The sequence below is a fragment of the Arsenicicoccus sp. UBA6765 genome (genome assembly GCF_002453335.1).
In the GTDB taxonomy this organism is placed as follows: domain Bacteria; phylum Actinomycetota; class Actinomycetes; order Actinomycetales; family Dermatophilaceae; genus Arsenicicoccus; species Arsenicicoccus bolidensis.
In genome coordinates, this window is the sequence record NZ_DKGR01000024.1 from 142,089 (window position 1) to 155,749 (window position 13,661).

Sequence of the window (13,661 nt, forward strand, 5' to 3'; positions counted from 1 at the left end):
GGGGCTGCACGGCAAGACGGGGGCTGGAGGTCCAGACCGGGGACGGCGGGTGCGACGGTCGGGTGCGACGGCTGCGTGCGCGTGAGCGCCCAGGGCGTCAGCGCAGGACGATCGTGCGGTGGCCGTCGCGGATGATCCGGTGCTCGGCGTGCCACTCGACCGCGCGGGCGAGGACCTGCGTCTCCACGTCGCGACCGATGGCGACCATCCGCTCCGGCGCCGCCCAGTGGTCTACGCGCGCGACGTCCTGCTCGATGATCGGCCCCTCGTCGAGGTCCGCGGTGACGTAGTGCGCGGTCGCGCCGATCAGCTTGACGCCGCGGGCGTGGGCCTGGTGGTAGGGGCGGGCGCCCTTGAAGCTCGGCAGGAACGAGTGGTGGATGTTGATGGCCCGCCCGTCCAGCGCGCGACACAGGTCGTCCGACAGCACCTGCATGTAGCGAGCGAGCACCACCAGCTCGACGTCCAGCTCGTCGACGAGCTCCAGCAGGCGCCCCTCGGCCTCGGCCTTGGTCTCGCGCGTCACGGGGACGTGGTGGAAGGGGATGCCGTAGCCCTCGACGAGCGTGCGGAAGTCCTCGTGGTTGGAGACGACGGCAGGGATCTCGACGTTGAGGGCGCCGATGCGGGCGCGAAAGAGCAGGTCGTTGAGGCAGTGGCCGAAGCGGCTGACCATGAGCAGCGTGCGGGTGGGGCGGGCGGCGTCCTGCAGGTCCCAGGTGAGCGCGAACCTTTCGGCCACCGGCGCGAAGTCCGCTCGCAGTCGGTCGATCTCGGGCACCGGCCCGCTGAACTGCACGCGCATGAAGAACGCGTCCGCCTCAGGGTCGCCGAACTGGCTCGACTCGAGGATCGTGCAGCCGTGCTCGACCAGGAACCCGCTCACCCCGTGCACGATCCCCACGACGTCGGGGCGCGCGGTGAGGGTGAGGACATAGGTGGGTTCGGTGGCCTGGCTGGGCACGGTGGCTCCCGTGGGTCGAGTGATGTCGTCGTATGCCGGACCGCTGCGGTCCGCGCACCACTGTGCCCCACGGGGTCGCCGCGAGGCGGGACCGTCCGCTACTGGGACGGGTGCGTCAGCGGTGCAGCAACGACCGCAGTCGCCCCAGGGGGCTGGGGGCCTTGGTGGCGTGCCGGTGGAGGCTCACGGCATACGACCCGCCGGTGAAGTCCCCGCCCTCCCAGGTGCCACGGCGTTCGGACAGCTCGAGTCCCGCTGCGGCGCAGGCTCGGTCGTAGTCCGAGAGGGGAGTGGGCTCGACGCCGGCGGGCAGGTGCTCGTGGTCGAGCCCGAACCCGGCGACCAGCACCCCGTCCGGCTTGAGGACGCCGGCGAGGTTGCGGACGACCTGGTCGAGGGTGCCTGGCGCGAGCAGGGGGATGACGTTGCCCGCGAGGAGGACGACGTCGAAGCCCGCGCCGATGATGCCCTGCGGGACGTCGAGGTCGGCGAGATCGCTGAGCCAGAAGGGGATCCGTGGGTTGCGGTCGGCGGCGACCCGCAGCATCGACAGGTCGGCGTCGACGCCCACGACCGGGTGGCCGAGCTCCGCCAGGCGCACGGCGACCCGGCCGGTGCCGCAACCGGCGTCGAGCACGCGGCCGCCCTCAGGCAGCAGCGAAACGACGAGTTCGGCCTCGCCGTGCGGGTTCCCGCCGGCGGCAGAGGTCAGGTCGAGGACCTGCTGGATGCGGCGCTCGTAGTCCGCGCCCCCGTCGTCGCCGACCAGCTCGGCCCACCGGGTGCGCGGAGAAGCGCTGTCGGGAGTCTCGCTCATGCTCGTCACGATAGCCCGACCCCGAGGGGACCTACCTCAGGTGGTCACGTCCGCCTGGGTTGGCACGCCAAGCGGATGTGACCACCTCAGGCCGACCAGCGGATCAGCGGATCAGTGGGTGGCGGGGTCGGACGCGCGGTGGCGACCCTTGCGGTGCGGGTCCAGCTGGTGGTCCTCCAGGTGGTCCCAGGTGTCCTGCAGCTCGTCGAAGGTGTGTCCGCCGGTCTCGAACGCCGCGGCGTCCAGCAGGAACTTCTCGAGGCTGTCGTGCAGGCGCTTGTCCGACTCGGAGGCGTCGTCACCGAGCGGCAGCAGGCCCCGGTCGGACTTGGCCCGCTGGGCGGCCATCGCTGCCTGCGCCGACTGGTTGGACAGCACCACGTTCGGCAGGAAGGCCAGGACCAGGACACCGATCCCGCACACGATCGCCCCGAGGAGGAAGACGTGGTCCATCGACGTCGCGAAGCCCGCCTTGATGGGGTGGGACAGGGCAGGGTGCAGCTTGTCGATGATGGAGGAGTCCGCGCCGACGTTGCCGAGACCGCTGGCGCCCTGGCCGCTGGCCATGCCCTTGACGAGCCCCGCCGACTCCGGTGAGTAGGCGGACACGGCCGGGTCACGCAGGGCGGCGAGGAAGCTCGGGTCCTTGGCGGCGCTGGTGAAGGCGTCCTTGATGCTGTCGCCGAGCGAGTTGAACAGCACGGACAAGAAGATCGCGACGCCGAGCGTGCCACCGATCTGGCGGAAGAACGTGGCCGAGGAGGTCGCCATACCCATCTCGCGCGGCTCGACCGCGGCCTGCACGGCCAGGGTCAGGGGCTGCATCGTGTTGCCGAGCCCGAGGCCGAAGAAGAACATCAGCGTCATGACCCAGGTGAGGCTGCTGTCGGCGGTGATGCGGGACAGCGCGAAGAGGACGATCGTCATGAGCGTCACGCCGATCAGCGGGAAGATCTTGATGCGTCCGGTCTTGCTCATGAGCTGGCCGGACACGATCGAGGCCAGCATCATCCCGACGACCATGGGGAGCATCTGCAGACCCGACGTGGTGGGCGACGAGCCGTGCACGATCTGGAGGTAGAGCGGGATCGACATCATGCCGCCGAACATGCCGGCTCCGATGACGAAGCCGCCGGTGAGCGAGATGACGATGGTGCGGTTGCGGAAGATGCGCAGGGGGATCAGGGCGTCGTCACCGGCGCGCGCCTCGGACCAGATGAAGGCCGCGATGCCGGCCAGGCCGATGGCGAAGCAGGCCAGGGACGCGGCCGAGGTCCAGCCCCAGGTGCGGCCCTGCTCGGCGACGAGGAGCAGCGGCACCAGACCGACGATGATCGTGGTGGCCCCGGCCCAGTCGATGCGGGCCTTGCGCGGGGTGTGGTTGAGGTGCAGCGTCGCCATGACGGCGGCGAAGGCGATCAGGCCGATCGGGACGTTCATGAAGAAGATCCAGCGCCACCCGGCGAGGCCGAGGATGGAGTCGCGCTCGGCGAAGAACCCGCCGAGGACCGGGCCGATCACGCTCGAGGTGCCGAAGACGGCCAGGAAGTAGCCCTGGTACTTGGCGCGCTCGCGCGGCGGGACCACGTCGCCGATGATGGCGAGGGCCAGCGACATGAGACCACCGGCGCCGAGGCCCTGCACGGCGCGGGCGCCGGCCAGCTGGTACATCGTCTGGGGGATCGTGCAGAGCAGCGAGCCGGCGACGAAGATCGTGATGGCGGCGAGGTAGAAGCGCTTGCGGCCGTAGATGTCGGACAGCTTGCCGTAGATCGGGGTCGAGATCGTCGACGTGATCAGGTAGGCCGTCGTGACCCAGACCTGCTGGTCCAGGCCGGACAGGTCGTCGGCGATGGTCTTGATCGCGGTGCCGACGACGTTCTGGTCGAGAGCGGCGAGGAACATCCCAGCCATCAGACCGAGGAGGATCGTGACGATCTGCTTGTGCGTCAGCTCGCCGCCCGGTTGCGCCGGGGCGGCAGGTGAGGTGGTGGCCATCAGGCTCCCTTGATCGTGCGGTGGTCGTGGAGGTAGTGGTCGACGCTGTCGACCAGCTTGCCCAGCGACGCCGTGAGGGCATCGATGTCGGCAGGGTCCCAGTCGTGCAGGATCCCCGCGAACAGCCGGGCTCGCTCGCGGCGCATGGTGTCGGCGGTCTGGCGCCCCAGGTCGGTGATGGTGATGACCGAAGCGCGTCGGTCCTGCTCGTCTGGGGCCTTGTCGACGAGGCCGAGGCGGGTCAGGGACGTGACGTAGCGGCTCGTGGTGGAGACGTCGGTGTGGCAGACGGTGGCGATGTCGGACACGCGTCGAGCCTGGTCGGCGACCGCGAACAGCACAGGCAGGGCGCCGTGGTCGAGGCCGGGTACGGGTGGGGGTGGGACGGAGTGCTTGGCGACGAAGCCAGCGCGGATCACGCCGGAGAGGGCTGCCCCAAGGGCCGTCGCGGACTCCTCGCGGGAGCGATGCGCGCTATTCATTTGCTTGCAGCATACAACTATGTCGTTGATCGATCAACCCGTATGACGTCCAGCCGGTCGCCGCGCGTGCGTCAGGGGGTGAAGCGGAGGCTGGCCAGCACGCGCCGCGCCACGTCCTCGTCGCCGCCGGCCACGGTGTAGGTCACCTCGTCGACCGAGCGGCGGCCCGCGGCGAGGCGTCCGAACGCGCTGGTGGACAGCTTGGCCGTGGTGATCTGGGTGTTGGGGTCGATGGCCCGCATGGTCGTCGTGGTATTGCCCGACGACTGCTGGTCCCCCTCCCCGCCGAAGAGCACGACGCCGTGCGGACGCGGGTCCTCCTCGGTGCCGTCCTCGACCCGCACCCCGATGCGCGCGGTCACGGGGCCGGTGAGCTCGAGGATCACCGTGTCGCCGATGGGCACCTCGGCACGACGGGCGATGGCCTGGGGCACGATCCGCACCGCCGACGCCACGAACACCGCGGCCGCGGGCGAGTCCAGGTTGCCGGGTTCGTCCAGGGCCGCGCGGATGTCCTGCTCGTGCACCCAGATGTCCATGGTGCGCATGCGCAGCAGCTCGCCGACGGTCGTGGGGCGGTCCTGCATGCCGGCGACGATGGAGTCGAGCTCGAGGCCCGGGCTGCCGACGGTCGCGACGCGCCGGCCGAGGACGTACTCCAGCTCGCGCACGACGTCCACGCCGGCACGCGAGCGGCGCGCCTCGACGCCCACCTCCATGAAGCGGCCGAGGTCGTTGCGGACATGGTCGTATCCAGGCACGTCCACGTGCGGCTCGGGCAGCCCCTCGAGGTGGGACTCGACGGCCACGACGTGCGAGACGTGGTCCTTGACCGTCCAGCCGGGGCAGTCGGTCGGGAGCGCGAGCTGCTCGTCGGTGAGCCCGCGTCCGAGGTCGGTGACGGCCTGTCCCGTGTGCGCGAAGGCGTTGACGAGGCCAGGCAGGTCCGTGGGTGGTGCCGGGTGGATGGGCATGGCCCCACCCTAACGACGGGCGGAGCCGACCGCGTCCCTGCGTCGCCTTAGGCTGGAGGGGTGAGCAGCACCCAGGTCGCGTCCCCGTCCACGCCCCACCGGGACGACTCCCGGGAGGCCCGCACGGTCATCGCGACGGTCCCTCTCGTCGGGGCGCTGGTCGCGCTGCTGGCCGGCGGGCTCGCGACGGGTGCCTTCACCGAGCTCGTGACGGGTCTCGGGGACGCCGGCCCCGCGGTCCGCTGGGGCCTGCCCCTGGTCCGCGCCGTCCACGACGTCGCGCTCACCGCCACCGTCGGCCTGCTCCTCGTCGGCACGATGCTGGTGCCCGACGACCGCGAAGGGACCCGTCGTGTGACGGCGGCCCGCGCGGCCAGCCTGACCGGCATGATCTGGGTCGTCGCAGGGCTCGCCGGCGTGGTCCTCACGTTCGCCGACGCGGCGGGCATGTCCCCGACGGACCCGCAGTTCGGGGACCAGTTCGGGGCGTTCGCGATGAGCTTCGACGCCATCCGCGCCACCGTGGTCTCGGCCCTGATCGGCATGGTCGTCACCACCGGCGCCGCCGTGGGCCGCTCCCGCTACACCCTCGCCTGGATGCTCGTCCTGGGCCTCCTCGCGCTCTTCCCCCTCGGCCTCGCGGGTCACGCCGCAGGATCGGTCGCGCACGACACCGCCGTGACGTCGCTGCAGTACCACCTGCTCGGCGCCGTCCTGTGGCTCGGTGGCCTGCTGGGGATCCTCGTCCTGCGGCCCCTCCTGCGCGGGCGGGACCTGGGCGTCACCGTCGAGCGCTACTCCCACGTGGCGACCTGGTCGTTGGCCTTCGTCGCGCTGTCCGGCCTGCTCAACGCCGCCGTGCGGGTCGGCTCGTGGCGGGGGCTCGCGTCGGCATACGGCCTGCTCATCGTGCTCAAGGTCCTCCTGCTCGTGGCCCTCGCCCTGGTCGGTCTGCGGCAACGGCGCGCGTACGTCGCTCGCCTGCGCGAGAACCCCACCCTGGCCGCCGGGTTCGCCCGGTTCGCCGCCATCGAGCTCGCCGTCATGGGGCTCGCCGTCGGGCTCGGGGTCGCCCTGTCGCGGTCGGCCCCGCCCGTCCCCGAGGTCCAGCCGGGCATCACCGCGGCCGAGTCGCTCACGGGCTACCCGGCGCCGGCCGTGCCGCAGGGCTGGTCCTGGCTGTCGACCTGGCGCGTCGACTGGCTGTGGCTGTCGCTCTCCCTGATCGCCGTCGGGCTCTACCTGCACGGTGTGCGCGTGCTGCACCGGCGCGGCGATCGCTGGCCCGTCACCCGCACCCTGGCCTGGCTGGCCGGCCACGCGATCTTCCTGCTGGCGACGCAGGGCGGGCCCGGGGTGCTCGGCAAGGTGTCCTTCTCGTGGCACATGTCGATGCACATGGCGCTGATGATGGGCGTCCCGATGCTCCTGGTCCTGGGGGCGCCCTCGACGCTGGCGCTGCGCGTCCTGAGGCCCCGGCACGACGGGTCGTTCGGGCTGCGCGAGCTCCTCAGCGCGGCCCTCGGCTCCCGGTGGGTGGGGTTCATGGCCAACCCGCTGGTGGCGGCGATCAACTTCTACGCGAGCCTGATCGTCTTCTACTTCACGCCACTGTTCGAGCTCGCGCTGCGCACCCACACCGGGCACGTGCTCATGGTCGTCCACTTCGTGCTGGCAGGCTACGGTTTCGCGTGGGTGCTGATCGGCGTCGACCCGGGCCCGCGCAAGTGGCCGGCGCCGGGCCGCCTGGTCCTGCTGCTGGGGACACTGGGGTTCCACGCGTGGTTCGGGATCGCGCTGATGTCCGGGACGACGCTGCTCGCGCCCACCTTCTACGAGGCGCTGCAGCTCGGCTGGGGCTGGAACCTCCTGCAGGACCAGCAGGACGGCGGCGCCATCGCCTGGGGGATCGGTGAGTTCCCCACCATGATCCTGGCGCTGCTGGTGGTGGCGGACTGGGTGCGCTCGGACTCGCGCGAGTCCCGGCGTTACGACCGCGAGGCGGAGCGCGACGAGGACGCCGAGCTGCGGGCCTACAACGAGCGGCTGGGCCGGATCGCCGGCCACGACCAGACCCGCCGGGGGTAGAGGCATCAGCCTGGCGGACGAAGGCCGGTCGATGCCTTCACCGGGGGTAGGTTTGCGTGTCATGGCTGATCGTCGTGCCCGCGTCCGTGCCCCCGAGCTCGTCGGCCGGGGGTGGCTCAACACCGGAGGGCACGAGGTCACCCTGGCCGAGCTGAGGGGCAAGGTCGTCGTCCTCGACTTCTGGACCTTCTGCTGCGTCAACTGCCTGCACGTCCTGGACGAGCTGCGGCCCCTGGAGCAGGAGTTCGCCGACAGCCTCGTGCTGATCGGCGTCCACTCGCCCAAGTTCGTCCACGAGGCCGACCCCGACGCGCTCGCCGCCGCCGTCGAGCGTTACGCCGTGCACCACCCCGTCCTCGACGACCCGGACCTGGTCACCTGGCAGGCCTACACCGCGCGCGCTTGGCCGACCCTCGTCGTCATCGACCCCGAGGGCTATGTCGTCGCGTCCATGTCGGGCGAGGGCCACGCCCACGGCCTCGAGGTCCTCGTCCGCGAGCTGCTCGCCGAGCATGACGCCAAGGGGACCCTGCGCCGCGGGGACGGCCCCTACGTCGCCCCGCCGCCGCCCACCTCGCCGCTGCGCTTCCCGGGCAAGGCGGTCCGGCTCGACGACGGCTCGGTGCTCGTGTCCGACACCGCGCACCACGAGATCGTCCGGCTGGCACCCGATCTCGTGACCGAGCAGACGCGGTATGCCGCCCAGCCGCCCCTCGCGGAGCCGCAGGGCGTGCTGCTGCTGCCGCCCGAGGTGGCTGCCCGCACCGGCGTGGACGTCGCGGTCGCCGACAGCGTCAACCACCAGGTGCGGGGTCTGCACCTGGTGTCGGGGGAGTGGACCACTCTCGCCGGCACCGGCTCCCAGCTGCGCGAGCGCACCGGCGGGGGACCGGCGCTCGCGCAGGACCTGTCGACCCCGTGGGACCTGGCCTGGTGGCAGGATCGGCTCGTCGTGGCCATGGCGGGCACCCACCAGCTGTGGTCGCTCGACCTGCGAGCCGACCCGGCGGACAACGAGATCCAGGTGCTGGCCGGCACCTCGGCCGAGGGGATCCGGGACGGGGATGGGGGCGACTGCTGGTTCGCGCAGCCGTCGGGGCTCGCCGTCTCCGCCGACGGGGAGGTCCTGTGGGTGGCCGACTCCGAGACCTCCGCGCTGCGCCGCGTCACCGTGGCGCCGACCGGCGGCCAGGGGGCCGTCGCAGCAGCGGATCTCGCCCCGGCCGTCCAGGTCGAGACCGTCGTGGGGCAGGGTCTGTTCGACTTCGGTCACGTCGACGGGCCGGCCGCGCAGGCCCTGATGCAGCACCCGCTCGGGGTGAGCGTCCTGCCGGACGGCTCGGTCGCGATCGCCGACACCTACAACGGCGCGGTGCGCCGCTACGACCCCGCGAGCAGCGAGGTGTCGACGCTGCTCGGCGACCTGGCCGAGCCGAGCGACGTCCTCGTGGACGACGACGAGACCCTGCTGGTCGTCGAGTCGGCGGCGCACCGGATCGAGCGGATCGGCATACCGCCGGTGGCTCGCCGGGTCGACGGTCTCGCGCACACCACGCAGCGGCCCCGCACCGAGATCGCCCCCGGCGAGGTCGACCTGGTGGTGGACTTCGTGCCCCCGACGGGGCAGAAGCTCGACCTGCGGTGGGGCGACCCGACGCAGCTGATGGTGTCGAGCTCGCCCGAGGCGCTGCTGCGCGAGGGCTCGGGCACGGCCCAGGGGCTGACCCGGTGGCTGCACCTCGACCCCCGGGTGGGCGACGGCATCCTGCACGTCTCGGTCCGCGCCGCGGCCTGCGACGGCGACCCGGTCACCGGCGAGGTGCCCGAGCACGCGGCCTGCCATCTCTACCAGCAGGACTGGGGGATCCCGGTCGTCGTCGTGGACGGGGCGGTGCGCGAGCTCAGGCTCGAACTGCGCGGCACCTGACCGCTAAAAGGGTGAACGTATTGACGATGAGTGACGAATGGCAACCCAAAGGGTACGTAATGGGTTCATCGCCCCATCACCCGGACGGGGCCGGACGTTACGGAGCACCTCATGGGCATCGGCCTCGGCATCTTTCTCCTCGTGGTCGGCGCGGTCCTGAAGTTCGCGGTCCAGGACGCGATCCCGAGCATCGACCTCGGCATGATCGGCCTCATCCTGATGGGCGCCGGCGCGCTGTCGCTCGTGCTGTCGTTGATCATCAACCAGCAGCGCCGCCACACGCGTCACGACGCGATCATCGAGCACCACGACACGACCCCGCCGCGCGAGCGCTACTGATCACCCGGACAATGGGGCGATGACGCAGAAGTCCACCGGGCACAACCCCGAGGCCCACGCCACCAAGCCGCCCAAGCTCCCCACCAAGGCCTACGAGGACGAGCTGGAGCGCCTGCAGTCCGAGCTCGTCACCATGCAGCAGTGGGTGAGGCAGACCGGCAACCGGGTCGTCATCGTCTTCGAGGGGCGGGACGCCGCCGGCAAGGGCTCAGCGATCAAGCGCATCACGCAGTACCTCAACCCCCGCACCGTGCGGATCGCGGCGCTGCCCGCGCCGACCGAGCGGCAGCGCACCCAGTGGTACTTCCAGCGCTACGTCGAGCACCTGCCCGCCGCCGGGGAGATCGTGATCTTCGACCGCAGCTGGTACAACCGGGCGGGCGTCGAACGGGTCATGGGCTTCTGCACCGAGGTGGAGTACCAACGCTTCCTGCAGCAGTGCCCGGTCTTCGAGCAGATGCTCCTCGACGACGGGATCATCCTGCGCAAGTACTGGTTCAGCGTCTCCGACGTCGAGCAGGAGAAGCGCTTCCGCTCCCGGCTCGGTGACCCCATGCGGCGCTGGAAGCTGTCGCCCATGGACCTGGAATCGATCACGCGCTGGGAGGACTACTCCCGCGCCAAGGACCAGATGTTCGCCCACACCGACCTGCCCAGCTCGCCCTGGCACGTGGTCGAGTCCGAGGACAAGAAGCGCTCGCGGCTCAACGTGATCAAGCACCTGCTTGACTCGATCCCCTACCTCCACATCGACCCGCCGGAGGTCAAGATCCCGGTGCGGCCCAAGGCCAAGGGCTACGAGCGGCCGCCGCGCGACCTGCAGCGCTACGTCCCGGACCACGCGGCGTCGCTGGTCGACGGTGACAAGGGCAGCAAGAGCAGCAAGGACGCCAAGAAGGGCAAGGGCAGCAAGGCCAAGAGCTAGCCCGTATGACGGGACCCGCGCCTCCGCCTGCGCCGCCTCCGTCATACGAGGTGCAGGCACGGCCGAGGGGTGGGCCAGGCCTTCAGGCCCGGACCCACCCCTCGGTGCTGCTCGGTACTGCTCAGTGCTGCTCGGTACTGCTCAGTGCTGTGCAGAGCGTGCCGTGATCAGCTGTTCTTCTTCTGCTTCTGCTGGACGTTGTCCTTGGAGTCCTGGGCCTGAGCCTTGACCTCCTGGGCCGCGTCCTGGCCCTCGCCCTTGACCTTGTCGACGCTCTCCTGAGCGCTCTCCTTGAGGGAGTCCGCGGCCTCCTGCAGGGGGGCCTTGAGGTTGTCGGCGGCGTCCTGCGCGACGGACTTGGCGCCCTCGACGAGGGGCTGGCCCTTGTCCTGCGCCGCCTCCTTGGCACGGACGGCGAGCTCGCGCTCACGCTCCGAGACCGGGAGGAGGGAGCCGACGAGCCAGCCCGCGCCGAGCGCGATCAGGCCGGCAGCCATCGGGTTGCCGCGGGTCTTGCGGCGGGCCATGGCCGGGGCCTGCTCGAGGTTGTCGCGGGCGGTGCCGGCGGCGTCGCGGACGCGGTCACCCGCGTCGGAGGCGGCACCCGACACGCGGTCGCCGGTCTCGCTCAGGCGCTGGCCGACGCCGGGGCCGGAGTCCTCGGCGTGGTAGCGACGGCGGCCGTCGGCGTAGTAGTACTCGTCGTCGTTCGAACCCATGATCCGCTCCTTGATTCCTCGGCCGGCGCCGACGACCCGGTCCTGGACCTTCTCGGCCTGGCGCTTGGCGACGTTGCTCGGGTCGACGGCCTCACCGAGGGCGTTGACGTTCTGGCTGAGGTTGCCCCGGGTGCGCTCGATCTCGCGGCGCAGCTGCTCCGGGTCGTTGCTGCTGGTGGGCGTGTTGTCGTAGCTCATGCGCGGTTCTCGTTTCCCTTGAGCGCATCGGGGACCTGCTTGGCGGTCTCGATCGTGCGCGGTGCTCCATTGACGTTCTTGAGGTCCTTGCGGCCCATGGAGGCCAGGACGGCGGCGATCACGGCCCAGATGGCGGCGACGATGAGCGCGGAGAGGACGTGGTTGTCCATCGCCGTGCCCAGGCCCCACCAGAGGGCGATGGACAGGAACAGCAGGACGAAGTGGCCTGCGACCCCGGCTCCGCCGAGGAGGCCCACGCCCTTGCCCGCAGCCTTGGCCGACTGCTGCACCTCGAGCTTGGCGAGGGCGGCCTCCTGGCGCAGGAGCGTCGTCATGTCGTTGGCGATGTCACCGAGGAGTGCGCCGACGGCGGAGAGCTCACCCTTCTCGTACGTCTGGTGCGAGCCCTCGAGGGGCTCGGCGGGCCGGACGTCGCCCGGGGCGAGCGGCTCCGGCGGGAACGGGTCCGCGCCTGCGGCGGTGGCGCCGTGCGAGTCGTCGAACTGGGTCATCGGCGCAGGTCACCCGCTCCGGGGCGCTCGTCGCCACGGCCCTCGACATAGGTGGTCGTCTCGGGGGCATAAGTGGTCGTCGTGACCTCCTGGTCGTAGACCTCGGTGCCGTAGCCGTCGCGGGCATAGTCCTGGGCGCCGACGCGGGTGCCCTCGGGGTAGGTGGTCTCGACGTAGCCCGCACGCGGGGCGCTGGTCTCGACGTAGCCGTAGGAGCGGCGCTGCGTGTCGTAGCGCGCGTCGTAGGCCTCGTCGCGCTGCGCGTCGGCCTGCAGGCCACGCGTCAGACGGCCGCCGATCAGGCCGAGCAGGGCGGCGCCGGCCAGGAAGGTGCCGGGGTTGCGGCGGGCGTAGCGGCGGACCTCGTCGAGGACGTCCGCGGGCTCGCGGTTCTCGAGCCAGCCGGCGACCTGGTCGACGGTGCCGGCGGCCTGGGAGACCAGGCCGGACGCGGTCGCGGTGTCGGCGCCGTGGGCCATCTGGTCCAGCTCGCCCGAGATGGTGCGCAGGGAGCCGGCCAGGCGCTGCTGCTGACCGGAGATCTGGGTGGTGGCCTCGGAACGCACCTGGTGGAACAGGTCCTGGGCCTGGCCCTTGGCCTCGCCGGCCAGCTGCTGGGCCTCGACCTTGGCGGTGTCGGCCACCTGCTGGCCGCCCTGCTGGGCGGTGCCGGCGACGTTCTTGGCCTCGTCGGCGGCGACGTCCTTGGTGGACGGCTCGGAGCCGGTGGTGCGGGAATCGAACGTGGGGTTCGACATGGCAGCCCCTCTCATGGGGTGTGATGTGATGACCTGCTGATGAGGAACGCCCGGGTCTGGAGCGTCGGTGGGCCAGCGGATCGCGTGACCCTGATGGCGCCTGCATACCCACTGATTCGGACTAGATAACCCGGTGATCGCGCCGGGTCGGACGACGTCCTGCGCGGGCGGTCTCGCGGGGTCGATCTATCCGTCAGTCCGGGGCGAGCAGGGCGCGGTCGGCGAGCGCGGCGAGCGCGGCGAGCGCGGTCGGCAGGGAGTCCAGGCCGGGGATGGTCGGGACACCCTCCATCTCGCGGCGGTCGACCCGGTCGATCCACACGGCCCGCAGGCCGGCCTGCAGGGCGCCCTGCACGAGAGGGGCGTCGCCGACCACGACGGTCTTGTCGAGGCGGGTGCCGAGGGCTGCGCAGGCCGCGCGGCAGAGGCCGGATGCCGCGGCTGATCCGGTTGCTGGTCCGGCGACCGGTCCGGCCAGGTCGTCCGGCCCGAGGACCAGGACCCGGTGGTCGCCCCGCTCGTCGAGGGCGAGCCGCTCGAGCCCTCTGCGCAGGACGGGGTCCTCGCGCCGCACCAGCACCGCGACCCGGATCCCCGCCGCCAGGAGGTGGTCGAGGGCCGGCCGGGCGTCGGCATACGGCTGGATCGTCCCGTCCCGTGCGGCCCCGAGCCGCTCGACGGCACCCTCGCCAGGGAGGGGGCGCTCGTAGCGAGGGTGCCCGACGGAAAGACCCTCGATCGACACCGCGCGGGCGGTCGCGCCGGGGACGTCGAGGAGGGCCTCGACGGCCAGGACCACTCCTCGCGTGCGCACACCAGGACTGTATGCCGTCCGCGCCGCCGGGCACATGGTCGCCGCGAGGGCCGCGAGGGCCGCGCGGACCCGCCAGGCCGACGACGCGCTCACCGCGCGCTAGGACGCACCGCGGCCCGGCTGGTGGGTACGGTTGCCCAACGCGC

General features: G+C 71.6%; 13 protein-coding genes. 4 read left to right on the top strand and 9 right to left on the bottom strand.

Annotated features, from left to right (window positions below):
- Nucleotides 1-97: 97 nt before the first annotated feature.
- The 5 genes from purU to B4K29_RS07580 all read right to left on the bottom strand — a co-directional run bounded on the left by purU (nucleotide 98) and on the right by B4K29_RS07580 (nucleotide 5,235).
- Nucleotides 98-964 (bottom strand): formyltetrahydrofolate deformylase, encoded by an 867-nt coding sequence (gene purU / locus B4K29_RS07560; protein ID WP_029210124.1) that lies wholly within the window; start codon nucleotides 962-964, stop codon nucleotides 98-100.
- A 115-nt stretch (nucleotides 965-1,079) separates the two neighbouring features.
- Complete coding sequence (locus B4K29_RS07565) at nucleotides 1,080-1,781, bottom strand: class I SAM-dependent methyltransferase (RefSeq protein ID WP_286957452.1); 702 nt, start codon at nucleotides 1,779-1,781, stop codon at nucleotides 1,080-1,082.
- Nucleotides 1,782-1,892: 111 nt separating this feature from the next.
- The gene (locus tag B4K29_RS07570; RefSeq protein ID WP_286966905.1) at nucleotides 1,893-3,779 is read right to left on the bottom strand and encodes an MDR family MFS transporter; all 1,887 of its coding nucleotides are present in this window, start codon (nucleotides 3,777-3,779) and stop codon (nucleotides 1,893-1,895) included.
- Entirely contained in the window at nucleotides 3,779-4,261 is a 483-nt protein-coding gene (locus B4K29_RS07575; protein WP_286966907.1) for a MarR family winged helix-turn-helix transcriptional regulator, read from the bottom strand. The genes B4K29_RS07570 and B4K29_RS07575 overlap by 1 nt, the downstream gene beginning before the upstream one ends.
- 71 nt (nucleotides 4,262-4,332) lie before the next feature.
- Nucleotides 4,333-5,235 (bottom strand): maleylpyruvate isomerase N-terminal domain-containing protein, encoded by a 903-nt coding sequence (locus B4K29_RS07580; RefSeq protein WP_286957461.1) that lies wholly within the window; start codon nucleotides 5,233-5,235, stop codon nucleotides 4,333-4,335.
- Nucleotides 5,236-5,295: 60 nt separating this feature from the next.
- On the opposite strand from B4K29_RS07580, the gene B4K29_RS07585 reads away from it, so the two are divergent.
- The 4 genes from B4K29_RS07585 to ppk2 all read left to right on the top strand — a co-directional run bounded on the left by B4K29_RS07585 (nucleotide 5,296) and on the right by ppk2 (nucleotide 10,514).
- Nucleotides 5,296-7,323, top strand: coding sequence for a cytochrome c oxidase assembly protein (locus B4K29_RS07585; protein ID WP_286966909.1), 2,028 nt, complete (start codon nucleotides 5,296-5,298; stop codon nucleotides 7,321-7,323).
- A 61-nt stretch (nucleotides 7,324-7,384) separates the two neighbouring features.
- Entirely contained in the window at nucleotides 7,385-9,250 is a 1,866-nt protein-coding gene (locus B4K29_RS07590) for an NHL domain-containing thioredoxin family protein (protein ID WP_286966912.1), read from the top strand.
- A gap of 111 nt (nucleotides 9,251-9,361) precedes the next feature.
- Nucleotides 9,362-9,589 (top strand): DUF6458 family protein, encoded by a 228-nt coding sequence (locus tag B4K29_RS07595; protein ID WP_019285303.1) that lies wholly within the window; start codon nucleotides 9,362-9,364, stop codon nucleotides 9,587-9,589.
- A gap of 19 nt (nucleotides 9,590-9,608) precedes the next feature.
- Nucleotides 9,609-10,514, top strand: coding sequence for a polyphosphate kinase 2 (ppk2, locus tag B4K29_RS07600; protein WP_019285302.1), 906 nt, complete (start codon nucleotides 9,609-9,611; stop codon nucleotides 10,512-10,514).
- 167 nt (nucleotides 10,515-10,681) lie between these two features.
- Here the strand turns inward: ppk2 and B4K29_RS07605 are convergent, their stop codons facing one another.
- From B4K29_RS07605 to B4K29_RS07620, 4 genes are all read right to left on the bottom strand, one after another.
- Entirely contained in the window at nucleotides 10,682-11,431 is a 750-nt protein-coding gene (locus B4K29_RS07605) for a DUF3618 domain-containing protein (protein ID WP_286957472.1), read from the bottom strand.
- On the bottom strand, nucleotides 11,428-11,943 hold the full coding sequence (locus B4K29_RS07610) for a phage holin family protein (protein ID WP_286957479.1): 516 nt from the start codon (nucleotides 11,941-11,943) through the stop codon (nucleotides 11,428-11,430). The genes B4K29_RS07605 and B4K29_RS07610 overlap by 4 nt, the downstream gene beginning before the upstream one ends.
- A complete protein-coding gene (locus B4K29_RS07615) occupies nucleotides 11,940-12,701 on the bottom strand; it encodes a hypothetical protein (RefSeq protein WP_019285299.1) in 762 nt (253 codons plus the stop codon). The genes B4K29_RS07610 and B4K29_RS07615 overlap by 4 nt, the downstream gene beginning before the upstream one ends.
- 193 nt (nucleotides 12,702-12,894) lie before the next feature.
- A complete protein-coding gene (locus B4K29_RS07620; protein ID WP_286957482.1) occupies nucleotides 12,895-13,515 on the bottom strand; it encodes an HAD family hydrolase in 621 nt (206 codons plus the stop codon).
- Between the last annotated feature and the right edge of the window lie 146 nt (nucleotides 13,516-13,661).

What these genes read in the sequence shown, in the direction of transcription:
- B4K29_RS07565 (WP_286957452.1), bottom strand. Translation starts at nt 1,781, where the DNA reads ATGAGCGAGACTCCCGACAGCGCTTCTCCGCGCACCCGGTGGGCCGAG.
- B4K29_RS07570 (WP_286966905.1), bottom strand. Translation starts at nt 3,779, where the DNA reads ATGGCCACCACCTCACCTGCCGCCCCGGCGCAACCGGGCGGCGAGCTG.
- B4K29_RS07575 (WP_286966907.1), bottom strand. Translation starts at nt 4,261, where the DNA reads ATGAATAGCGCGCATCGCTCCCGCGAGGAGTCCGCGACGGCCCTTGGG.
- B4K29_RS07580 (WP_286957461.1), bottom strand. Translation starts at nt 5,235, where the DNA reads ATGCCCATCCACCCGGCACCACCCACGGACCTGCCTGGCCTCGTCAAC.
- B4K29_RS07590 (WP_286966912.1), top strand. Translation starts at nt 7,385, where the DNA reads ATGGCTGATCGTCGTGCCCGCGTCCGTGCCCCCGAGCTCGTCGGCCGG.
- B4K29_RS07595 (WP_019285303.1), top strand. Translation starts at nt 9,362, where the DNA reads ATGGGCATCGGCCTCGGCATCTTTCTCCTCGTGGTCGGCGCGGTCCTG.
- ppk2 (WP_019285302.1), top strand. Translation starts at nt 9,609, where the DNA reads ATGACGCAGAAGTCCACCGGGCACAACCCCGAGGCCCACGCCACCAAG.
- B4K29_RS07605 (WP_286957472.1), bottom strand. Translation starts at nt 11,431, where the DNA reads ATGAGCTACGACAACACGCCCACCAGCAGCAACGACCCGGAGCAGCTG.
- B4K29_RS07610 (WP_286957479.1), bottom strand. Translation starts at nt 11,943, where the DNA reads ATGACCCAGTTCGACGACTCGCACGGCGCCACCGCCGCAGGCGCGGAC.
- B4K29_RS07615 (WP_019285299.1), bottom strand. Translation starts at nt 12,701, where the DNA reads ATGTCGAACCCCACGTTCGATTCCCGCACCACCGGCTCCGAGCCGTCC.